A 23,020-nucleotide genomic window follows, 5' to 3' on the forward strand; every position below is an offset into this window, starting at 1 on the left:
CATAATAATTTTATAAAAAACAGCAAACACATTAATTATAATTGTTATTTTGTACATTCTAATTTTGATTTGATATGTTGAAAAACAATTTAAAATACGCTTTCTTATTATTGCTTTTAATAGTTGTAGGTTGCGCCAAAAGGGGCTCAATAACCGGTGGGCTGAAAGATACTATTGCTCCTGTATTGAAAATGAGTTTCCCAGAGAACTTCAGTACTAACTTTAAGGGCAATGAAATTAAATTAATATTTGATGAAAATGTTAAATTAAAAAACCTGAGCAAGCAATTGATTATTTCACCACCAATGAAAAACGAACCCTTAATTCTTCCAACAACCGCAAGCAAAACGATTACCATAAAGATCAAAGATACTTTACAAGCAAATACCACTTACAGCTTTAATTTTGGCCAAAGCATCGCAGATAATAATGAAGGAAACCCATACAATCAATTCAAATATGTGTTTTCTACTGGCGCATTTATTGACTCTTTAAGCCTTGGCGGCAGCATCAAAAGCGCTTTCGATAGAGAAGTAGAATCCTTTGTTTCAGTAATGCTATACGAAGTAAATGATAGTTTTAAAGATTCTATAGTTTACAAAGATGTACCTAGGTATGTAACAAATACCTTAGATAGCTTAAAAACGTTTCGACTTGAGAATTTAAAAGCTGGAAAGTATCTTCTTGTAGCCATGAAAGACTACAATAGCAACAATAAATACAACCCAAAAACAGATAAAATTGGATTTAGCAAGGACTTCATCACGATTCCTAACGATACGGTGTACGAATTAGAAATATTCAAGGAAACACTTCCTTTTAAAACTATTAAACCCATTCAAGCTTCTGGAAACCGATTATTACTTGGATATGAAGGCAAAATAAATTCAGGTATTTCTAAACCCAAAATAATCCTGAAAAACAACACTGAAATCCTATCGACGGTCATTACTAAATTCCCCAAAAAAGATTCCCTGCAAATCTGGTACAAACCCATTAAAGCAGATTCGCTAACCTTGGCTGCAGCCAAAGAAAATTACCAAGCGAACTTCAGTTTTAAAATAAAAGACCAAAAGAAGGACACACTGAGTATTATCGCTTTGCAAACCAATACTTTAAAGTTTAGAGAACGCTTTACCTTAGAGAGCAATACGCCTTTAATTCGTTTCGAAAATTCTAAAATGAAGCTGATTAATAATTCAAAAACAACGGTGCCATTTACTACAGAGTACGATGAGTTTAATCAGAAATTATATTTTGACTTTAAAAAAGAACCTTCTGAAAATTATACTTTTGAAATTTTGCCCGGAGCGTTAACTGATTTTTTCGAACAGACAAATGACACCTTAAACTACAAAATAGCAACCAAAACCACTTCCGATTACGGTAACCTAACCGTAACGTTACAGAATGTAAAACAATTTCCGCTTATTATCGAACTTACTAACCTCAAAGGAGACGTCCTAAACTCGGAATACACAGAAAATAACACCACGATAGATTTTAATTTAATTGAACCTGCGCTTTACACCCTGCGTATTATTTATGATACCAATAAAAATAAAGAATGGGACACAGGTAATTACCTTGAAAAACGACAGGCTGAGGAGGTCCTTTATTTTTCAAAAGAAATTGATGTTCGTGCTAATTGGGATGTAAATCAGCTATTCGATTTAAGCCTTCCCTACATTCCCGAACCAAAAAAGAAAACCGAAAAGAAAAACTAAGAGGACCTAGTTATTTATTTCAAATGTATCTTTATCGTTTAGAAACCCGAGTTTGTGTCTAGTAGCTAACATAATTTCTTTGTCTACTAGCACCGAAAAATTACCTTCGGCTGTAACAGGTTCCATAACATAATTCCCTAGAAAATCGATCGCTTGCGAGTGCCCTATGTATTCATAACCATTAGCATCAGTCCCAATTCTATTGACGCCAATTGCATAACTCATGTTTTCTATCGCACGGGCCTTTAACAAAGCGTCCCATGCATTGGTTCTTATTTTTGGCCAACTTGCCACATAAATTAATAAGTCGTAATCCTCGAAATTTCTGGAAAAAGCGGGAAAACGCAAATCGTAGCAAATTAACGGGCAAATTCTCCAACCCAAGTAGTCAATCACTATTTTTTGGTTTCCACTAGTGTACACTTTGTCTTCCCCAGCTAAGGTAAACAAATGCCTTTTATCATAAAATTGAATTTCACCTGATGGAAATACGAAGACCAATCGATTGTAAAAATTCCCGTTTTCCTGTATGACCAAGCTTCCTGTGATTGCACAGTTTCTGGCTTTCGCCAAAGCTTGTAACCATACAATCGTTTCTCCTTGCATGGTTTCAGCAACAGGTATGGGATTCATTGTAAAACCACTCGTAAACATTTCAGGAAGCACAATCAAATCTACATCCTGAGGAATAGCATTGATTTTTTTTTCAAAATGTTCGCGATTAGCCACTGGATTTTCCCAAACTAAAGCCGATTGAATTAAGGTTACTTTCATGATGATTTGTTTTTATAAAGGTAAAAAAAGTAGCTTGTATTGAAGTACATATCCACTACCTTTTTCTAAACAAAATGGAACTGGAAACGGATTTTCTTTTGGGTGAGGGATAGTAGTGAAAATCCTTTTATGGAATGCAATGGAATAAAAGATTCCAACGCATAGCCCGACCTTGTTTCGGCTTTTTAGACGAGACAAGGGCACCTCCAAAAACAAAAAACGCATCCAAATAAATGAATGCGTTTTTTAAAAATCTATTGCGAGGTTTTATCCTTTCAAACTTGCAGATAAATATTCTCTATTCATTCGAGCAATATTCTCTAAAGAAATTCCTTTTGGACATTCTACTTCACATGCTCCAGTGTTGGTACAGTTACCAAAACCTTCTGCATCCATTTGAGCAACCATATTCAGCACACGGTCAGCAGCTTCAACTTTACCTTGTGGCAATAAAGCAAATTGAGACACTTTTGCAGAAACAAATAACATAGCAGATGAATTTTTACAACTTGCAACACAAGCGCCACAACCAATACAAGTTGCAGCATCAAAAGCTCTATCTGCATCATGCTTAGGAATAGGAATTGTATTGGCATCGATTGTGTTTCCAGATGTGTTTACAGATACAAAACCACCAGATTGCTGGATTCTGTCAAATGCACCTCTGTCTACTACTAAATCTTTAATTACTGGGAAAGCTTTTGCTCTAAATGGCTCAATAAAGATAGTATCTCCATCTTTAAATTTACGCATGTGCAACTGACACGTCGTAACCAAACGATCTGGTCCGTGTGCCTCACCATTGATGTATAACGAACACATCCCGCAAATTCCTTCACGACAGTCATGATCAAAAGCAACTGTGTCCTCACCTTTTACAATCAATTCATCGTTTAAAATGTCAAGCATTTCAAGGAAAGACATATCTGGTTCAATTCCGTCAATTGGGTATTCTACGATTTTACCTTCTGCAGCGGCATTTTTCTGACGCCATATTTTTAATGTAAGTTTCATATTTTTAGTTTGAAAGTCATAAAGTCGAAAGTCGAAAGTCGAATGACAGGGTGCCATTTGACTTTAAGACCTGAGACATTTGACTAAATTATTTATAACTTCTTTGAACTAGTTTCACATTATCAAACACTAATTGCTCCTTATGTAGCACTGCATCGCTAGGTTTTCCTTTGTATTCCCATGCTGCAACGTAGGCAAAATTTTCGTCATCACGTTGTGCTTCTCCTTCTGGTGTTTGGTATTCCTCACGGAAATGCCCTCCACAAGATTCGTTTCTATGCAATGCGTCTTTAGCAAATAACTCTCCTAATTCAAGGAAATCTGCAATACGAAGTGCTTTGGCCAACTCTGGATTGAAACTATCTGCAGTTCCAGGAATTTTTACTTCTTTGTAAAATTCTTCTCTGATGGCTGCGATTTCGTTTTGTGCTTCCGTTAAACCTTCAGCATTTCGTGCCATTCCAACTTTGTCCCACATGATTTTTCCTAATTTCTTATGGAAATAATCTGCTGGTTTTGAACCTCCATTATTCATCAAGGCTACAATCTGTTGTTTTACATTATTCTCTGCTTGCTCAAACTCAGGCGAATCAGTAGAAATGGTACCCATTTTAATATCTGGTGCCAAATAATCTCCAATAGTGTATGGTAATACAAAATAACCATCAGCCAAACCTTGCATCAGCGCAGAAGCTCCTAATCTGTTGGCCCCATGATCTGAGAAGTTAGATTCTCCAATAGAGAAACATCCAGGAATAGTCGTTTGTAAGTTATAATCAACCCAAGTTCCTCCCATAGTATAATGCACTGCAGGATAAATCATCATAGGCGTTGCGTATGGATTCTCGTCTACAATTTTCTCATACATCTGGAATAAATTCCCGTATTTATTAGCTACGACTTCGGTTCCTAATTTAATAACCAAAGCGGTATCATTTTCGTCCAAATGTTTTAATCTAGCTTGATCTACTCCGTATCTTTCGATTGCAGCAGCAAAATCAAGGTAAACCGCTTCTCCTGTTTTATTAACACCAAAACCGGCATCACATCTTTCTTTAGCTGCACGAGAAGCAATATCTCTAGGTACTAAATTTCCAAAAGCGGGATATCGTCTTTCTAAATAATAATCTCTGTCTGCTTCCGCAATTTGCGTTGGTTTTAATTTTCCTTCACGAATCGCTTTTGCATCTTCTAATTTTGCAGGAACCCAAATACGTCCATCATTACGCAACGATTCAGACATCAATGTCAATTTCGCTTGGTGATCTCCAGAAACTGGAATACAGGTTGGATGAATTTGTGTATAGCAAGGATTTGCAAAATACGCCCCTCTTTTGTGAATTTTCCACGCTGCTGTCACGTTACTTCCCATTGCATTGGTCGACAAGAAAAATACGTTTCCGTATCCACCAGAAGCAATAACAACGGCGTGTGCGGAGTGTCTTTCGATTTCTCCTGTAACCAAGTTACGCGCTATAATTCCTCTCGCTTTTCCATTTACGATAACTAAATCTAGCATCTCGTGACGGTTGTGCATTTTTATTTTTCCACGACCTATTTGGCGGTTCATTGCTGAATACGCTCCTAATAGTAATTGTTGTCCTGTTTGTCCTTTAGCGTAAAAGGTTCTAGAAACTAATGTACCTCCAAAAGAACGGTTATCTAATAATCCACCATATTCACGAGCAAAAGGAACACCTTGAGCCACACACTGGTCAATAATATTCACAGAAACCTCAGCAAGACGGTGCACGTTTGCTTCACGCGCACGATAATCGCCTCCTTTTACTGTATCATAAAACAAACGGAAAGTTGAATCTCCATCTCCTTGATAGTTTTTTGCAGCATTAATCCCCCCTTGCGCAGCAATGGAGTGCGCACGACGTGGTGAATCTTGAAAACAAAATGCTTTTACGTTATATCCTAACTCTGCTAATGTAGCAGCAGCAGAACCTCCAGCAAGACCTGTACCAACTACAATAATATCTAAATTACGTTTGTTAGCAGGGTTTACTAAATTAATATGATCTTTATAATTTGTCCATTTGTCCGAAACTGAACCTCCTGGAATTTTTGAATCTAATGCCATTTATAATTTAATATTAATGATTAAAATGATGAAATAATGCAATGAAAATGAAACCAAAAGGAACTACAATTGCAAAAGCATATCCTAATGTATGCAAAGATTTTGAGTATTTATTGTTAAATCCTACTGATTGAAACGATGAATTAAAACCATGCCATAAGTGCAATGACAACAAAAGGAATGATAAGGAATACAAGCCCGTACGTACTGGACTCTCAAATTTTTCAGCTAATTCATGAAAATATCTAGTTTCATTCAATGGACTAACATCTACATATTTGTAAACCATTTCGGGAACCCAAAAATCATAAAAATGAACTAATAAAAACGCTAAAACTACTGATCCAGAAATGATCATATTTCTTGAAGCCCAAGAAGAATTAGCCGCTCCGTTATTCTTAGCATAAGAAATTGGTCTTGCACTGTTATTTTTATATTCCAATACAAAACCCATGATAAAGTGAAATATTACCCCTACAATTAATATAGGCTGTATCACAAATTGAACCAATGGATTATTTCCCATAAAGTGGGAAATGGAATTAAAAGTATCGGCACTGAAAACCGATGTCATATTGATAAAAAAATGCTGTGCTAGAAACAACATCAGAAAAAGGCCTGAAAGTGCCATAGCTACTTTTTTTGCTATTGACGATTTCAATAATGCAGATTTTGCCATAAGATTTAAATAATTGATTTTAAAGAATTGTACAAAAATAAAGCAATTAGACAGCAACTACAACCTTTTCGCTGTTATTTATAATGAATTTAAAGTGTTTTACACAAAACACCAAGAAATCCTTAAAAATCTAACATATACCCTAAAGTTGGCAGAAAAGCGATTAAACAAAAAAGAAAAAAATCTTAAATAGCTCATCGCGATATTGCTGAAAAAGCAAGCTGTAAACAGTCCAAAAATAGCAATTCAGTAATTTTTATCATGCTAAATTTCCAATTCAACAAAAAGTACAAGACTTGCCATTTTACGACTCCAAATCACTTGCTGTAGCTAGCTATGCTTTTAACTTTGTCTTTTAAAATTTAAAGAATGAAAATAGGAATTGACGCTATCACTTTTGATGTTGCAAAAATACATTTACCAATTAAAACTTTGGCAAAAGCCAGAAATATTGATCCAGAAAAATTAGAAAAAGGACTGGGACTGCTCAAAATGACCCTCCCGGACACCCATCAAGACACAGTAGTTTTTGGGGCTAATGCTTTGACTAAACTTATAAATACACACAACATTGAACTTTCAGATGTAGCGCGCATTTATGTGGGAACAGAAAGCAGTATTGACAGCTCAAAACCAATCAGCTCGTTTTTAGTAGCATTGATGGAAGAAAAATTTGGAGAAAACAGCTTGTCCGAATGCGATGTGGTCGATTTTACTTTTGCCTGCATCGGCGGGGTAGATGCCATGCAAAACTGTATTGATTATGTAAAATTAAATCCAACTAAGAAAGCAATTGTAATTGCAACTGATTTTGCTAAGTACGATTTAAACTCTACTGGAGAATACACGCAAGGCGCAGGCGCATTAGCCATGTTGATTACTGCCAACCCAAGAATTATTGCTTTCGAAAACCATTGGGCAACCAGCACCAAAGGCGTTTTTGACTTTTTCAAACCGTATCGAACGATTTCCAAAACAGCAATTACAGGGAATTCAACCAACGAACCTTGGTTTGAAAATTTAGAAAGTGAAATTGAAATCCACAAAGACCAACCCGTTTTTGACGGTCATTATTCCAATCAATGTTATATGGATCGAACGAGAGATGCTTACTTTTCGTTCAAAAAATTAAAAAACACCACCGAAACCGTTTACGATTCTTGGCAAAGTATTGTCATGCACCTTCCTTATGCGTTTCAAGGACGCCGCATGTTATCTGAAATTTATGCTTTGGATGCCACCAATACCACTATAGCAGGAACAGAAGATGCTGTGGAATACCAAAACATACTGAAAGATGTCAGCAAATCTGAAGCCTACAAAGTATTTGTTGCCGAAAAATTAATGCCTGCTGAAATTGCTTCATCACTGATAGGAAATCTTTATACCGGTTCTATTTTTATGGGTTTATTGTCCACTTTAGCTCATTATTACGACACAAAAAAAGAAATTTCTGGAACTACATTTGGTTTTTTAGCCTACGGAAGCGGGTCTAAATCGAAAGTATTTGAAGGAACCATTCAACCCAATTGGAAATCAGCCATGATAAGCGTACACCTCTTTGAAACCCTAGAAAAAAGCCTCGAGATTGATTTTGAGACCTACGAAAAACTTCATAAAAAGGAACAAAGAACCAGCATTCAAACTCCAAAAAACGAATGGACTCTGCATCGTATTGAAACTGAGAATCCGAATTTACTAGGGGCACGCTATTACAAGTGGGCCGAATAATCAAACCCTAAAATAAAAAAGCGACGAAAATTCTAATATGAATTTTGCGTCGCTTCCTTATTTTAACACAAAATCCACCTAACTAAACTTGGCCATATACTGCTGCACAATCAAATCTGTATTTTCATTGCGTGTTTTCTGCTCCAATTGAATTGGTGGAGAAGCTCTTTCCAAACAATTTTTAACCGCACAGGTTTCACAAGTAACTCCAACCACTTGTTTCTTAATGGAATTGGTTTCCATAAATTTAAATTTCTTTTTAACCGCTGGCGTGATCAAAATCCCTACTGAAATACTACGAATACAATCTACCTTGAACGGGTCGGGAGTTGCTGATGAAAAAACCAAGTATTCATTTTTACTGTTTTCGTAACTGGAGATTTGCGCATCAAAAAAGTGATTTTTCTTTTGCTTCAAAGATTCTTCAATAGTCCGAATAGAAACCCAGCGGCGGCAATAATGCTCATTCATTTCATTCGCATGTGGTTCCTGCTGATTGGTAATATGCAGTTCCTTTTTTATCTGGTACGTATCAGCTCCAATTTTATGAGACAATCTTAGAAAAAAGAGATTTTTTAATTGAAAATCTTTTGGCAAAATATTCGTCAACCTTTGATAAAAGGATTCTGGAGAAACATTAAATCCACTCATTAGCGCGATCATCTCTTGTGGTTTTGGATCTGTTTTTGCTAGAAAAATATTCAATTCATCAATCAATTTTTGTCTCGGTATAAGTAAGGCTCCTGCAAAATAAGAGGCATAAAAATTATTTAAAACCTGATCAAAATTATCAAATTTAATCCAGCTAAAGGTATACAACCGCTCTGTAATTTCTAAATAATTATAGGCAATTTCTTTGGCTAGAATAAATGCTTTTTGAGGTTCATCAATATCAAGCGAAAGCAATAACGTCTTACTTTTTGGCACAAATATCGATCGCAAGTCCCCTAACTGTTCTTGTTCAGAAAAAATCAGCTCTTGGATTGTGTATCCATATTCCTCAATTAATATTGCCGTGAGCTCCTCAATAGAAATTTTAGCATCAATATTTACATAAAAAGCTTTGGAGAACTCCAACACCTTTTGTTCTAAATCTTCAAAGTAGTTATTGTGCGCCTCTTGATACGAACGCAAGGAAGCCAAAAAGAAACTCTCTCTAGTCAGATTATAATGTTGCGCAATCTCAATAATCGTACTTATAAAGGCATTGACTTTTGCAGGAGCATTAGCAATAATATCGATCAGATCGTTTTCCTGAATTCCGAAAATTTCCAACGGAATTTCTTTCAAAATACCAGATTTTAGAATTTCTCCAATAGGTGCTAGATTATTATCCAGTTTTAAAGACACCATATTATCATACGAAACTTCTAATTTTTCAGCCAAAAGAATGATTTTATCTGTTTTAGGATACTTCTTCCCTTTCTCAATTTCATTTAAATACGATTTTGAAAGGTCTGTAATTTTGGCTAAGCCAAATAAAGATAAATTCTTATTCGTACGCGCCTGCTTGAGTTTTAGGCCAAAAATCAGCTTGATGTAATCCTTTTCTACGTTCATATTTCAAAGATACATTAAAAAATATTTGCGTCAAAAAAATTATTTTTCACTTTTAGCGTACGTTCGCTTGTTTTGTAAAAAACTTTTTGTAGTATTGCAGTGTTGAATAATTACATATTCCTATCAAAAGTCAATTAGTGTTAAATTAAATAAGCCATAAAATGAAATTTAAAGAAGTATATTCGGAAAATTTGTTAAATTTTTCAGAAGAAACCACGGAACGTTTCCCAGAGATCTTAACTGACGAAGCAATGACTTTTTTGTCTTTACTTCATGAGAATTTTAACGAAAAAAGACTAGCGCTTTTGGAGGAAAGAAAGAAGCAACAAGCATTATTCGATGCAGGTGCAGTACCCACTTTTCCACTTGAAACAAAAAGTATTCGACAAAGCAATTGGGAAGCAGCCACAACACCAACCGATTTATTAGACCGAAGAGTCGAAATAACGGGACCCGTCGATAGAAAAATGGTCATCAACGCCTTGAATTCTGGAGCAAAAACGTTCATGGCCGATTTTGAAGACAGCACATCACCAACTTGGAGCAACTTAATGACCGGCCAACAGAATCTTAAAGATGCTGTAAACAAAACCATCACATTAGAGGACACAGTAAAAAATAAAAAATACAGCCTCAACAATCAAACAGCCGTATTACTTGTTCGCCCAAGAGGATTGCATCTACCAGAAAAACATCTTTTAGCAAATGGAGAAACAACTTCAGGTTCGTTAATTGACTTCGGCTTGTATGCTTTTCACAATCATAAAAAGCTAATTGAAGATGGAACGGCGCCATATTTTTATATTCCGAAACTAGAACATTACCTGGAAGCAAGATGGTGGAATGAAGTTTTTGAATTCACACAAGAGTATTTAGGTGTAAAAAATGGAATATTCAAAGCCACCGTTTTAATAGAAACAATAACTGCCAGTTTTCAGCTAGACGAAATCATATACGAACTTAGAGATCATATTGTAGGGCTTAATTGCGGACGATGGGATTATATTTTCTCTTACATCAAAAAACTTAGAAATAATCCAAAGTTTATAGTTCCAAACAGAGATCAGGTAACCATGACTGCACCGTTTATGAGTGCCTATTCCCAACTAGTAATTCAAAGATGCCACAAGCGAAATATTCATGCAATTGGTGGAATGGCCGCACAAATTCCGATTAAGAATAATGAAGAAGCCAACAAAGTAGCTTTCGATAAAGTAATAGCCGACAAAGAGCGAGAAGTAAAAAATGGTCATGATGGTACTTGGGTTGCACATCCAGATTTAGTTTCACTTGCCATGACGGTATTCGACCAATACATGCCAGAAAAAAATCAAATTGCTGTAAAAAGAGAAGACGTACACGTTTCCGAAAGTGATTTATTGGAAACTCCAAAAGGAACCATTACTGAAGAAGGGGTTCGCAAAAATATTAGTATTTCAGTTTTATATATCGCTTCATGGCTCAATGGCCAAGGTGCTGCAGCTTTACATAATCTAATGGAAGATGCCGCGACTGCTGAAATTTCGAGATCACAATTGTGGCAATGGCTCCAAAACAAAGTGGTTTTAGACAATCAAAAAGTACTGAATGAAAAATACTATCACCGCTTAGCTATGGAGGAATTTGAAAAAATCAGGAAGCAGGTTGGAGATGAAAATCATGAAAAACAAAAATACAGACTAGCGGAGCAATTATTAGACATTCTAGTCGTAAACGACAATTTTATCGAATTTTTGACTATTCCTGGATACAAATACATTTAGAATACCAAATACAAAACCTATAAACAAGCAACTAAAAAAGAAGAAAAAAGATGAAAACTACAGAAACAAGAATTCAAGAATTAGTTACCGACTGGCTTACAAACCCAAGATGGAATGGTATTGAGCGTCCTTACACTGCTGAAGAAGTGGTAAAATTACAAGGATCGTATCAAATTGAGCACAGTGTCGCCAGAATTGGAGCCAATACATTGTGGAGCAAACTAAATTCTCAGGATTTTGTGGCCGGACTTGGCGCGCTAACTGGAAATCAAGCCATTCAAGAAGTTGAGGCCGGATTAGACGCTATTTATTTAAGTGGATGGCAGGTTGCTGCTGATGCAAATGTAGCTGGAGAAATGTATCCTGACCAATCTTTATACCCTGCGAACAGTGTTCCATTGGTAGTAAAAAGAATCAACAATGCGCTTTTACGTGCAGACCAAATACAAGTGGTAAATGGAACTACAGACAAGAAAGACTACTTAGTACCTATCGTTGCTGATGCAGAGGCTGGTTTTGGAGGAAACCTTAATGCTTTTGAATTGATGAAAGCCATGATTGAAGCGGGAGCTGCTGGTGTTCACTTTGAAGACCAATTGAGTTCTGCTAAAAAATGCGGACATTTAGGCGGAAAAGTATTGGTTCCAACACAAGAAGCCATCAACAAACTAGTTGCAGCTCGTTTAGCAGCTGACGTTATGGGAACACCAACCATTGTGGTTGCTCGCACAGATGCGGACGCTGCTAACTTATTAACCAGCGATATTGACCCAAGAGATGCCAAATTCATCACGGGAGAAAAAACAGGAGAAGGCTTTTTCTATGTAAATTGTGGTGTAGAGCAAGGAATTGACAGAGGGTTGAGTTATGCGCCTTATGCTGATTTAATCTGGATGGAAACTAGCAATCCGGACCTGGATTATGCAAGAAAATTTGCTGAAGGAATTCACGCAAAATTCCCAGGGAAAATGTTGGCTTACAATTGTTCACCATCTTTCAACTGGGCTGCAAAATTATCAGTAGCCGAAATGGAAACGTTCAGAGAAGATCTTGCAGCAATGGGATACAAATTCCAATTCATCACATTAGCAGGATTCCACGCATTAAATACTAGTATGTTCGAATTATCTAAAGCCTACAAAGAAAGAGGTATGGCCGGATATTCTGAATTACAAGAAAGAGAATTTGCGTTGCAACAACACGGATTCAAAGCAGTAAAACACCAAGGTTTTGTCGGGACTTCTTACTTTGATGCGGTACAAAATACAGTAACAATAGGAAAATCATCTACAACTGCCATGAAAGATTCTACAGAAGTAGCGCAGTTTTAGAAACACAATACTCCTAAAAAAAAGCATGATCTCATTGAAATCGTGCTTTTTTATTGGAATAAATTGGAATTGTTTACTTCGATTCTATAATCTCAAGATCAGTAACTACTTTCACTTTTCCTCTTTGAATACTTATTTTATTCACTGAAATTGGAAGATAATAGTTGCCGTTTTTAGCTGCTTCCAGTTTTAGTTTTTTGTCTTTATTTTTCCAATTATCAGCAGTTGCTTTACTTATGGAAAGATCATAAACGTGTTTATTAAGTCCTTTTGACGCTTTTACTTTCTGAGAATAAACGACTTCTTTCAAGCTGTTTTCAATTTGTAAAAGCACTTCTGAATCCGTATTGGAATAGAACCAAATCTCTGCTTTTGGCTCTGAAGCCTTAGCCCAAGAACTCCAGCTGTTTCCCCATTCTCTTGATTTTTTTATCTTTTTAAGTTCAAAAATATGAAGATTTTCCGCTACCACTTTATCGCTCAATTGTTGCACTTGATCCAAATTAACTTTATAAATGGAACGACCATGAGTTCCTACCACTAAATCTTTCGCTTTCTTTTGAATTACCACATCGTGAACTGCCACGTTTGGCATTCCGTTAGAAAAATCATCCCAACTTGCACCTTTGTTTAATGAAACATACAAACCGTTATCCGTTCCCAGATATAAAATATTCTCGTTGACATAATCTTCCACAATTACATTTACTGGACTTGCAGGTAAATTAGCAGCTATATTTCTCCAGGTTTGTCCAAAATCATCCGACACATACACATAACTCGTGAAATCATCATTTCGATAACCGTTTAAAGTCGCATACACTCTTTCTTTCTTGTGTGCCGACGCCACGACCCTAGAAACCCAACGATTTTGAGGTAAATTCCCCGAAATTTTATTCCAAGTCGCACCACCGTCTTTGGAAACATGAATCAATCCATCATCACTTCCTGTGTACAGTAAACCAAACTGCAATTGACTTTCGCTTACCGCAGCAATGGTTCCAAAAGCGACATTACCTTCCTTAACTCCTTGTGTCAAATCAGGCGAAATCGCAGTCCAAGTTTGTCCTTGATTCATCGAACGGTGCAAGAAATTGGATCCCATGTACAAAATATCTTGATTGTGCGAAGACAATAAAATAGGCGTTTGCCAATTGAATCGGAATGGTTTTTCGTCTTTTTTTGGCTTTGGCGAAATGTACTCTCGCTTGTTATTCGCACGATCAATTCTATAATAATTTCCAAATTGAAATCCTGTAAAAACAATATTTGGATTTCTTTTGTCGATTTGAGTTTGCATTCCGTCGCCACCCATCAAATTTTCATACGGGTATTTTCCCGTTTGGTACCACTCTGAGGAATACTTATAGTCACTTGGTCCAACCCAAACACCGTTGTCTTGCATGCCACCATAGATATTATAAGGTTCTTGCTCATCCACATTCACTGCATAAAACTGGCTCACGCTATGGGAATTCCCTTTGAACCAATGCGCTCCGTCATCGTACGAAATGTTCAACCCACCATCATTCCCATTAATTAAATGCCCAGAATTATTTGGGTTTACCCAAACTACGTGATGATCTGCATGAACATTTTCATCGCTTATGGAGGCGAATGTTTTTCCGCCATCATTCGATTTTATAATGGGTACACCCGATAAATAAATTTTATTGACATCGTTTGGATCCACTGAAATAACACTAAAATAATACCCGTACGAATAAAAGAAATCATCGATAAAATCTTGGTGGGTCTTCGTCCAATTTTTTCCTCCGTTACTTGATTTGTACACTTCGGCACCAATAACTTCAGTTTCCGCTAAACTATTAATTGTTTCCAAAACTACTTTGGCCGCTTCATTAGGTTGCAAATACCCGTTTTGAATCCAATGTTTGATGTTTTCAGCTCTGTATTTTTCGGTTAAACCGTAATTCTTTAAAATAGAATTCAGACTTTTATTGGGCAATTTCAAGAATTCGTCTCCCGGCATTGAAAAAGCAATGGGTAACGAATTGCTTTTTTTGGATTGCAACGGTCTTTTGAATTGATTGTCTAAAACGGCATAAACAGTAGTATCATCATACACCGCTAAACCAATTCTTCCAACACCTTCGCCAACAGGAAATCCACTTTCAGACGTTGAAAAAAGTTTCCAAGTCAATCCTGCATCTTCACTTTTGTAAATACCGGAGGTAGCACCACTTCCTATAAAATCCCACGCTTTCCTGTCTTTACTCCAAGAAGTCGCAAATTGAACTTTGAAATTTTTTGGCGAAACAGCCAAGTCAATAATGCCTGTTTCATTATCTATAAACAAGGTTTTATTCCACGTTTTTCCACCATCAGTCGTTTTGAAAATTCCTCGTTCTTCATTTTTAGAATACAAATGACCCACTGCGCCTACAACAACTTCATCTGGATTTGATGGATTTATCAGGATTCTACTAATGTGATGGCTGTCCTGCAATCCCATATTTTGCCATGTTTTTCCTTTATCTTCCGATTTCAAAATTCCAATTCCTGCATACGAAGATCGGGACGAATTGACTTCGCCTGTACCTACCCAAATGGTTCCTCGTTTCCAGTCGATGGCAATATCGCCCACATTTTGCGTAGGCGCTGCATCCATAACCGGTGAAAAACTCATTCCGTTATTATTCGTGTACCACAATCCGCCTGAAGCATATCCTACATAGAATTCGGTTGGGTTTTCAGGATTCACATCTACATCCACCACGCGGCCACTCATCACCGTTGGACCCACATTTTCGAAAGTAACATTCTGAAAAAGAGATTGATTTTCCATTTGCTTTTTAGCAACTAATGCTTGCTGAATGGCTTCGGTGGAAACTTGCCCATAAGAGACACTTTGCAAAATAAGGGCAGAGAATAGTACTAATTTTTTCATAAAAACTAATTTGAATCGGAAAATTAATCATAAAAATACTTATCTGAAAATTTTATAGTGTAATTAACATCCGTTTCTTTCAAAGTTAGTATTTTTGAATAATCAATATAAAAACAGGGAAAGAAGATCAAAAAATTATAGTTATTTTGAAAATAACGGATCCTAATTGCCTTTCGAACCTAAAAAAAATAAAACCACACAAATGAAATACCACCAAATTGACCGCGATTTATTTATAAAAAATAGAGCAAAGTTCATGGCTCAGATGAAGCCAAAGAGCGTAGCTATTTTCAATTCTAATGATATTTATCCCGTATCGGCTGATAGTACGTTGCCATTTGCACAACACCGTGACATCTTTTATTTGAGCGGAGTCGATCAGGAAGAAAGTATTTTATTGCTTTTTCCAGATGCTCCTCATGAACATCAAAGAGAAATGTTATTCTTAAAAGAAACTAGCGAACACATTGCCATTTGGGAAGGTGAAAAACTGACTAAGGAACGCGCTTTTGAAGTAACAGGAATCAGAACCGTGTACTGGTTACAGGAATTTGAGAAAGTATTATTCGAAATGATGACGCACGCTGAAACAATTTACATCAATACAAACGAGCATTATCGTGCTACCGTAGAAACTGAAACACGCGAAGCCCGATTTGTAAAATGGTGGAAAGACAAATATCCTGCACATGCTGTTGCCAAAAGCAACCCTATTTTGCAACGCCTGCGCTCTGTAAAAGAAACCGAAGAGTTGGATTTAATTCAAAAAGCCTGTAATATTACCGAACTTGGTTTTAGACGATTATTGCCTTTCGTGAAACCAAACGTGACCGAATACGAAATTGAGGCCGAGTTGATTCACGAATTCATTCGCAACCGTTCCAGAGGTTTTGCTTACACGCCAATTATCGCTTCCGGAAATAATGCCAATGTGTTGCATTACATCGAAAACAACCAACAATGTAAAGCCGGTGATTTGATTTTACTGGACGTTGCGGCTGAATATGCGAATTATTCCAGTGATATGACGCGTACCATTCCAGTTTCAGGAAAGTATACCAAAAGACAAAAAGCAGTGTACAATGCCGTTTTAAATGTAAAAAACGAAGCGACCAAAATGCTGACTACAGGAACACTTTGGAAACAATACCATATCGAAGTAGGGAAATTAATGACTTCTGAGTTACTCGGTTTGGGTCTTATCGACAAAGCCGATGTGCAAAACGAAAAACCAGAATGGCCCGCTTATAAAAAATATTTCATGCACGGAACATCGCACCACATGGGATTGGACACGCACGATTACGGTATTTTGACCGAGCCAATGCAAGCCAATATGGTCTTCACCGTAGAGCCTGGAATTTACATTCCTGCTGAAGGTTTCGGAATCCGCCTAGAGGACAACATCATCGTTCAAGAAAGCGGCGAGCCGTTCAACATGATGCGCAACATCCCTATAGAAGTCGAGGAAATCGAAGAATTAATGAACGCATAATACGTCTTTCCTATCTAAAACAGGCAGTCTAGAGCAATCTAGGCTGTTTTTTTTTGGAGCAGGACGTATTGTTTTTCAAAACAACGTTTCCTCCTGCTGTCCATTATATCTCTTGTTCCGTTGCACTCTACAAGAGGATACCACTTCCATCAGGGCTAAACAGAACGCATGTTTTTCAGAAGAACGAAAATGTTAAATCCATTATAAAATCTAAAAAAAGCTGTAACATTTTATACCTATTTCCAACTTATCTATTCAATCAAAACACTAAAAATCATGCAAGCACACGAAATAGACTACCACATTTACGGCGAGGAAATGCAGTATGTGGAAATAGAATTAGACCCACAAGAAATTGTAATTGCCGAAGCGGGCAGTTTTATGATGATGGACAATAACATCCAAATGGAAACTATTTTTGGAGATGGTTCCGGACAGGAAAACGGATTATTTGGCAAACTTTTAAGCGCCGGAAAAAGAGTACTGACTGGCGAAAGTCTTTTTATGACTGCGTTCATCAATCAAAACAATACCAAAAGTAAAGTTTCCTTTGCATCACCGTATCCCGGAAAAATAATTCCAATTGACTTAACGCAATTTAATGGGAAATTCATTTGCCAGAAAGATGCTTTCCTTTGCGCTGCCAAAGGTGTTTCTGTGGGAATTGAATTCTCTAAAAAACTCGGTCGTGGCTTATTTGGTGGAGAAGGTTTTATCATGCAAAAAATAGAAGGAGACGGAATGGCGTTTGTACATACCGGTGGAACGTTAGCCATAAAAAAATTAGCTGCAGGCGAAATCCTAAAAGTAGATACAGGCTGTATTGTGGGTTTCACAAAAGGGGTGGATTATGACATTGAGTTTATTGGCGGTATTAAGAATTCCATTTTTGGTGGCGAAGGTTTATTTTATGCTACACTTCGTGGTCCGGGAACAGTTTACATACAATCTTTACCTTTCAGCCGACTAGCCGACAGAATCATCGCTTCAGCACCAAGAGCTGGTGGTAGTAGTCAAGATGAAGGCAGCTTACTCGGTGGATTAGGAAGCATGCTTAATGGAGATCGACGGTTTTAAGTTTTACTAACGGCTTTCAATAAAGGGAGCCGCTTTTTATTTTAACATATAAGTCATTTAAGCAAATAGAAGTAACAATTAAATGACTTATATGGTTGAAAAACACTTTTTGTTTAATAATTCTGTTCAACTATTTTTAATCTTTATTCTTGTTTTTAGGCTAATTCGCCACAGCAATTCTAAAAACTTATATGACTGATATGTTTCAAAAAAAATAACATGTTCAACCTACTTGTACATTAATCAAGGCTTAAAAATAAATGCCTTATTTTTACAAAAAATCTAATTCGCTATTTTGAAACACATTCAATTCAAAAACACACAAATCTCGTATTCTGATACTGGAAAGGGAACTGCAGTTATCTTGCTTCATGGTTTCTTGGAAAACAAAGATATGTGGGATTTTTATGTTCCAGAATTTGCTAAAAAAAACCGCGTAATCACCATTGATTTATTAGGACATGGGGCAACGGAATGTTTGGGATATGTGCAAACGATGGAGGATAATGCCGATGTCGTACACGCTGTTTTATCAGAACTACGCATCCGAAAAGCTATTTTTGTCGGCCATTCTATGGGTGGTTATGTAGCTTTGGCTTTCGCAGAATTGTATCCAGACACCATCAAAGGTTTGGTTTTATTAAACTCGACTGCAAGAGCTGATAGCACTGAACGAAAAATCAATCGCGATAGAGCGATAAAAGCCGTAAAACTATCGTATATGAATTTTGTCTCGCTGTCTATCGCTAATTTATTCAGTGAAGATAACAGAGAGCGCCTCTCCTCAGCAATTGAACGTGTAAAAAAAGAGGCTTTAAAAACGCCGCTTCAAGGAATTGTTGCGTCACTGGAAGGAATGAAAATTAGACCGGATAGAGAAGTTTTATTACATCTCACTCCTTTTCCGAAACTATTAGTTCTAGGCGAAAAAGATCCTGTTTTAAATTACGAAGAAACCAAAGATCAAACCGAAAATACGAGCGTAAAACTAGTCACTTTTCCGGACGGACACATGAGCCACATTGAAAACCAAGACCAATTACTAATTGTATTGCTGACTTTCTTTAAGAGCATCTAAATCATTCCGGCTTTGAGATATCCTTTCTCCACTAATTCGTTTTTGTCTTTTAGGTGGTGTAATTTGCCTTCTTTCATCAAGGCGAGTCTTGTCGAAACTTTGATCACGTTTTCATAATTATGGTCGGTAATAATAATGCCTTTTGTCAGGGACATTGCTGTGATCATATCATTCACTTTATCACTCATTAACGGTGATAAACCATTGTAAGGCTCGTCTAGAAGCACAAATTCGGATGTGTTATTTAGGATTAATTTAATTTCTAAATACCGCAATTCTCCGCCAGACAAATGCTTTATTTTTTTGGCTAATATCGATTGAATCATTTCATCGGCGCAAAAGTCTTGTATTTTATCTTTAGCAAGAGACAGTAGAATTTTTTTTTTAACTGAAAATGAATTTGGAATAAAATTCTCTTGAGGCAAATAACTAATTTCGTTCAGCAGATCGCTAGTTGTTGATTTCACGGCACCATCAACACGAACAAACTTAAAATCAGCAGCTACAATTCCGAAGATGATTTTTAACAAAGTCGATTTTCCAGAACCATTTCTGCCTAAAACACCAATTATATCAGCAGTTTCACATTTTAAATATACATCCGAAATAATGATTTTTCCATCATATTGTTTTTGAACGCTATCTACTTCTAAAACACTTTTTGTCATGTCCATTTCAAAATTAGATTAATGACTAAAATCAGCACCAACGAAAAGACGAAATTGAGCAGAAAACTATAAATGAAAAGTTGCATTTTAGAGATTCCATTGTTGTAATAAAACAAATACTCGTTTTTTGAGTTCACTTCTTTAATTAACAAACTAATAAAGAAACCAAAAATAACAAGCACATACTTAAACAACTCAAATCCTCCAAATAGCCAAGCCAAAACACTAATTGACATATTTAATGTCAAAGTACTTTTGTAAAACTCAAATAGGTTGGCTAGTTTTCTGATTTGGTTTCTTTTTATATTAATTTTTCTTCAAAAGGAATAGTATCGTCTAAAATTTCACGCAGTAAAAGAACCATTTGCTCGAGATAATTACTCAAAATTGTTTCGTCTATAACGGTATTCCCTTCTTTATCTTCTTTAAAATTAAACGGAAGAAAACCTGCTTTTAAATTTTTGAAGGAGATAATTCCTGCTTCGATGGGTTTTCCTTTGGCTTCCAATTCGTACATATACGCATACGCAAGCACCTGAATGATTTTATCACTTTTTATATCTTCTGTTAATCCGTTCCATGATTTCAGCGTAACACTTGCTTTTTCTACCTTTCCTGTTTTATAATCAATGATTCGAATGATTCCGTTGCGCTCTTCAATTCGGTCCACATTTCCTTTAATCAAAACCGGGAAAGGCAGACTAGGATGTTGTAATTGGCGTTCAAAAGTTTGTTCCAACGCTAAAATTTTAATGGCATCACCGCTCTTAATACTTTCTAATTCTACTTTTAGGAAATTAGAAACATTACGTTTGGCGACTTCAAACGCTAACAAATTTCTACCTTTTTTGATTTCACCTTCTTTATAAACCAATTTGAATTGTTTTAAAACCTCTTGATCAATTTGCTTAAAACAATCTTGAATAGTACTTTCCGAAATAAATTTACCAATAAAAGGTTCATACAAAACTTTCAAAGTTTCATGAATAATGGTTCCCAAGGTGTTTAAAGCGATATTTTCCTCGACTTCTTCTACTTCACTAATGCGTAATATTTTTTGGAAATAAAACTGAATCGGATTCCGAATATAACTTGTCAGTGCGGACGGAGAAAACCCCTTACCTGCAATTTCTTTCAATCGAACCATCACACTTTCCGATTTTTGAATCACCATTGCCTGATAAGCTGTTTCAGGTAAAACGGCGTTAAAAATTTCGTGTGTCAAATTATGACTAGCCTGTTTTTCTACTTCAAGTTGGGTGATGAAGCGGCTTTTTTCACCTGCATCTAAACCTTCACTTTCGGTGTTATAAAGTAAGTAGATGTTTTTAGCCCGCTGCAGCAAATGATAAAAATGATAGGTATAAATGGCGTCTTTCTCTTTGAACGTGGGCAAACCTAATTCGCGTTTCACATCATAAGGAATAAAGGAATTTTGAGATTTTCCGGCTGGAAATTTTCCTTCATTCATGGAGGTGACAATGATAGTGTCAAAATCTAAAACCCGACTTTCAAGCACACCCATAATTTGCAAACCGTTTAAAGGTTCTCCTTCAAAAGAAACTTCAGCTAAATCAATCACTTGCTTGTAAATGGCATAAAGTGTCTCTATTTTATCAATATGTTCGTGTTTTGAGTAGTAATTAATCAGTTTATTGATGACCTTGAAAATCGCAAAAACAAAAGCTTTTGTGATTTTTTCTTCTTCATTATCGTTGCTTAAATTTTCTTTTATGGTTTGCAATAATTTAGAGATAGTCTCCAAGACAGGAATAGAACCTTTTTCCCATTTTTGGAATAACAAAAGGAACAGCTCAGTAGGAATCAGATTCAATTCCAACAGCTTGTGATGCGGAATAAAAGTATAGTTATTTTGATTAATGACATGAACAAGTTTGCTCGTTTTAGCATAAGGTTCTACCAAAGGATGTGTCAAAATATCCAACACATCTTTGTAATACAACACATAACTTTTAGCGTTTCTAGACAACGCATTTGTGTGCATCTTAAATAATTTGGCAATCAAAATTTGAGCTGGATTGTTCTTACTAGAATACCCCATCGTAATATTCAAAGCACCAACGCTTGACGGTAACGAATATAAAAGCGGCACTAAAAGATTTTCATCTCCAAGAACAACAGCCACTTTATCAAGCTTCCCCTCTGGATTTTCTTGGATAACATGCTCGATAATACTTCCCGCTATTTTTGCCTGACCAATAGTCTTTGGTGTTCCAATAACTTGAATATTTTTTGATTCCGAAAAATCGTCGACAATCCATTCAAACGGATGCAATTTATAGTGTTTCCAATTTTCTTTAAAACGCCTAACAAACAATCCGGCATCATGATAGGGATCATTTAAAAAGGTTTGATCCACATCCCAATATATTTTGGCTTGATCGGCGGCAATAAGGTGTTGAATTATTTTTTCTTCGGCTGCATTCAAAGCATTAAATCCTGCAAAAATAAATTTTTTGTCTTGCACTGAATCCGTAAAATGATTGAGATTGTTTACTGCTTCTCGGTAAATAAGACCTTGATATCCTATTCCTTTATTCAATAAATGAGTATAAAGCGATTGATAATAATTAGGTAGCAATTTCCAAAAATCAATATATTTTTCTAATAAGGTAGTCTTATTTTCGACCTCAATTCCCCATTTTTTGATATCTTCAATGTCTTTCAAATACGAAAGTACATGTGCTGGATCTAATAAATAGCGATCAATTTCATTAAAGTCCTGTAGCAGTGTTTTGGCCCAATTGGCAAATAACTCAAAAGTTTGTTGGTTCCCTTTATCGGTGATAGACAGATAGACTTCGTAGAATTCAAATAATAACTCAATTGGATCAACAGTGCGGATCCCCGCTATGTTTTGCACAAAATCTTCAATACTTATAATTTCAGGAGAAAGAATGTTTTTTGTGACTTGATTTTTTAATGCTTCAATTAAGAATATTTTAGCCCGTTTGTTTGGCAAAACAACAATGGTATTCGAAAGGGTATTAGAATAATTTTCAAGTATAACGGTAGCAATTTTATCTAAAAAAGAAGTGTTTATCATTTTATAAAAATAAAAAAACGCCCCGATAAATCGAGGCGTTTTCTAAAAATATTTTG

Annotated in this window: 15 protein-coding genes; 7 read left to right on the forward strand and 8 right to left on the reverse strand. The window is 36.1% G+C overall.

Annotated elements, in window-relative coordinates; all coding sequences use genetic code 11:
• Window positions 1–74 precede the first annotated feature (74 nt).
• The gene (locus tag IWX83_RS03290; protein ID WP_196827616.1) at window positions 75–1,727 is read left to right on the forward strand and encodes an Ig-like domain-containing protein; all 1,653 of its coding nucleotides are present in this window, start codon (window positions 75–77) and stop codon (window positions 1,725–1,727) included.
• A gap of 6 nt (window positions 1,728–1,733) precedes the next feature.
• Here IWX83_RS03290 and IWX83_RS03295 read toward each other — a convergent pair whose 3' ends face one another.
• The 4 genes from IWX83_RS03295 to IWX83_RS03310 form a co-directional block, all read right to left on the reverse strand.
• Window positions 1,734–2,501: an amidohydrolase gene (locus IWX83_RS03295; protein ID WP_196827618.1), complete on the reverse strand. Its 768-nt coding sequence runs from the start codon at window positions 2,499–2,501 to the stop codon at window positions 1,734–1,736.
• Between the two features lie 267 nt (window positions 2,502–2,768).
• Window positions 2,769–3,515 (reverse strand): succinate dehydrogenase/fumarate reductase iron-sulfur subunit, encoded by a 747-nt coding sequence (locus tag IWX83_RS03300; RefSeq protein WP_196827620.1) that lies wholly within the window; start codon window positions 3,513–3,515, stop codon window positions 2,769–2,771.
• 88 nt (window positions 3,516–3,603) lie between these two features.
• Complete coding sequence (locus tag IWX83_RS03305; RefSeq protein WP_196827622.1) at window positions 3,604–5,604, reverse strand: fumarate reductase/succinate dehydrogenase flavoprotein subunit; 2,001 nt, start codon at window positions 5,602–5,604, stop codon at window positions 3,604–3,606.
• Window positions 5,605–5,617: 13 nt separating this feature from the next.
• The gene (locus tag IWX83_RS03310) at window positions 5,618–6,283 is read right to left on the reverse strand and encodes a succinate dehydrogenase cytochrome b subunit (protein WP_196827624.1); all 666 of its coding nucleotides are present in this window, start codon (window positions 6,281–6,283) and stop codon (window positions 5,618–5,620) included.
• 369 nt (window positions 6,284–6,652) lie between these two features.
• Here IWX83_RS03310 and IWX83_RS03315 point away from each other — a divergent pair, with 369 nt between their 5' ends.
• Entirely contained in the window at window positions 6,653–8,014 is a 1,362-nt protein-coding gene (locus IWX83_RS03315) for a hydroxymethylglutaryl-CoA synthase family protein (RefSeq protein WP_196827626.1), read from the forward strand.
• Window positions 8,015–8,092: 78 nt separating this feature from the next.
• Here the strand turns inward: IWX83_RS03315 and IWX83_RS03320 are convergent, their stop codons facing one another.
• On the reverse strand, window positions 8,093–9,574 hold the full coding sequence (locus IWX83_RS03320; protein WP_196827628.1) for a helix-turn-helix domain-containing protein: 1,482 nt from the start codon (window positions 9,572–9,574) through the stop codon (window positions 8,093–8,095).
• Window positions 9,575–9,735: 161 nt separating this feature from the next.
• On the opposite strand from IWX83_RS03320, the gene aceB reads away from it, so the two are divergent.
• Together aceB and aceA are read left to right on the forward strand one after the other, a co-directional pair.
• Window positions 9,736–11,337, forward strand: a complete 1,602-nt coding sequence (gene aceB / locus IWX83_RS03325) for a malate synthase A (protein ID WP_196827630.1) — start codon at window positions 9,736–9,738, stop codon at window positions 11,335–11,337.
• Window positions 11,338–11,387: 50 nt separating this feature from the next.
• Window positions 11,388–12,668: an isocitrate lyase gene (aceA, locus tag IWX83_RS03330; RefSeq protein ID WP_066075387.1), complete on the forward strand. Its 1,281-nt coding sequence runs from the start codon at window positions 11,388–11,390 to the stop codon at window positions 12,666–12,668.
• Between the two features lie 73 nt (window positions 12,669–12,741).
• Here the strand turns inward: aceA and IWX83_RS03335 are convergent, their stop codons facing one another.
• Entirely contained in the window at window positions 12,742–15,579 is a 2,838-nt protein-coding gene (locus IWX83_RS03335; protein WP_196827632.1) for a sialidase family protein, read from the reverse strand.
• A gap of 202 nt (window positions 15,580–15,781) precedes the next feature.
• Here IWX83_RS03335 and IWX83_RS03340 point away from each other — a divergent pair, with 202 nt between their 5' ends.
• The 3 genes from IWX83_RS03340 to IWX83_RS03350 all read left to right on the forward strand — a co-directional run bounded on the left by IWX83_RS03340 (window position 15,782) and on the right by IWX83_RS03350 (window position 19,229).
• Complete coding sequence (locus IWX83_RS03340; RefSeq protein WP_196827634.1) at window positions 15,782–17,074, forward strand: aminopeptidase P family protein; 1,293 nt, start codon at window positions 15,782–15,784, stop codon at window positions 17,072–17,074.
• A 276-nt stretch (window positions 17,075–17,350) separates the two neighbouring features.
• Window positions 17,351–18,151, forward strand: coding sequence for a TIGR00266 family protein (locus tag IWX83_RS03345; protein ID WP_196827635.1), 801 nt, complete (start codon window positions 17,351–17,353; stop codon window positions 18,149–18,151).
• 295 nt (window positions 18,152–18,446) lie between these two features.
• Window positions 18,447–19,229: an alpha/beta fold hydrolase gene (locus tag IWX83_RS03350; protein ID WP_196827637.1), complete on the forward strand. Its 783-nt coding sequence runs from the start codon at window positions 18,447–18,449 to the stop codon at window positions 19,227–19,229.
• Here the strand turns inward: IWX83_RS03350 and IWX83_RS03355 are convergent.
• Window positions 19,226–19,903 carry an ATP-binding cassette domain-containing protein gene (locus IWX83_RS03355; protein ID WP_231379786.1) on the reverse strand — a complete coding sequence of 226 codons (678 nt, stop codon included), beginning with the start codon at window positions 19,901–19,903 and terminating at the stop codon, window positions 19,226–19,228. The two genes, IWX83_RS03350 and IWX83_RS03355, sit on opposite strands and share 4 nt — an antisense overlap.
• Window positions 19,904–20,198: 295 nt before the next feature.
• Window positions 20,199–22,964 (reverse strand): PD-(D/E)XK nuclease family protein, encoded by a 2,766-nt coding sequence (locus IWX83_RS03360; RefSeq protein WP_196827639.1) that lies wholly within the window; start codon window positions 22,962–22,964, stop codon window positions 20,199–20,201.
• Window positions 22,965–23,020 lie beyond the last annotated feature (56 nt).

This window comes from Flavobacterium sp. CG_9.1 (genome assembly GCF_015751645.1).
Classification (GTDB): Bacteria; Bacteroidota; Bacteroidia; order Flavobacteriales; family Flavobacteriaceae; genus Flavobacterium; species Flavobacterium xanthum.

What these genes read in the sequence shown, in the direction of transcription:
- IWX83_RS03295 (WP_196827618.1), bottom strand. Translation starts at nt 2,501, where the DNA reads ATGAAAGTAACCTTAATTCAATCGGCTTTAGTTTGGGAAAATCCAGTG.
- IWX83_RS03290 (WP_196827616.1), top strand. Translation starts at nt 75, where the DNA reads ATGTTGAAAAACAATTTAAAATACGCTTTCTTATTATTGCTTTTAATA.
- IWX83_RS03315 (WP_196827626.1), top strand. Translation starts at nt 6,653, where the DNA reads ATGAAAATAGGAATTGACGCTATCACTTTTGATGTTGCAAAAATACAT.
- IWX83_RS03340 (WP_196827634.1), top strand. Translation starts at nt 15,782, where the DNA reads ATGAAATACCACCAAATTGACCGCGATTTATTTATAAAAAATAGAGCA.
- aceA (WP_066075387.1), top strand. Translation starts at nt 11,388, where the DNA reads ATGAAAACTACAGAAACAAGAATTCAAGAATTAGTTACCGACTGGCTT.
- IWX83_RS03310 (WP_196827624.1), bottom strand. Translation starts at nt 6,283, where the DNA reads ATGGCAAAATCTGCATTATTGAAATCGTCAATAGCAAAAAAAGTAGCT.
- IWX83_RS03360 (WP_196827639.1), bottom strand. Translation starts at nt 22,964, where the DNA reads ATGATAAACACTTCTTTTTTAGATAAAATTGCTACCGTTATACTTGAA.
- IWX83_RS03300 (WP_196827620.1), bottom strand. Translation starts at nt 3,515, where the DNA reads ATGAAACTTACATTAAAAATATGGCGTCAGAAAAATGCCGCTGCAGAA.
- IWX83_RS03345 (WP_196827635.1), top strand. Translation starts at nt 17,351, where the DNA reads ATGCAAGCACACGAAATAGACTACCACATTTACGGCGAGGAAATGCAG.
- aceB (WP_196827630.1), top strand. Translation starts at nt 9,736, where the DNA reads ATGAAATTTAAAGAAGTATATTCGGAAAATTTGTTAAATTTTTCAGAA.
- IWX83_RS03335 (WP_196827632.1), bottom strand. Translation starts at nt 15,579, where the DNA reads ATGAAAAAATTAGTACTATTCTCTGCCCTTATTTTGCAAAGTGTCTCT.
- IWX83_RS03305 (WP_196827622.1), bottom strand. Translation starts at nt 5,604, where the DNA reads ATGGCATTAGATTCAAAAATTCCAGGAGGTTCAGTTTCGGACAAATGG.
- IWX83_RS03355 (WP_231379786.1), bottom strand. Translation starts at nt 19,903, where the DNA reads ATGGACATGACAAAAAGTGTTTTAGAAGTAGATAGCGTTCAAAAACAA.
- IWX83_RS03320 (WP_196827628.1), bottom strand. Translation starts at nt 9,574, where the DNA reads ATGAACGTAGAAAAGGATTACATCAAGCTGATTTTTGGCCTAAAACTC.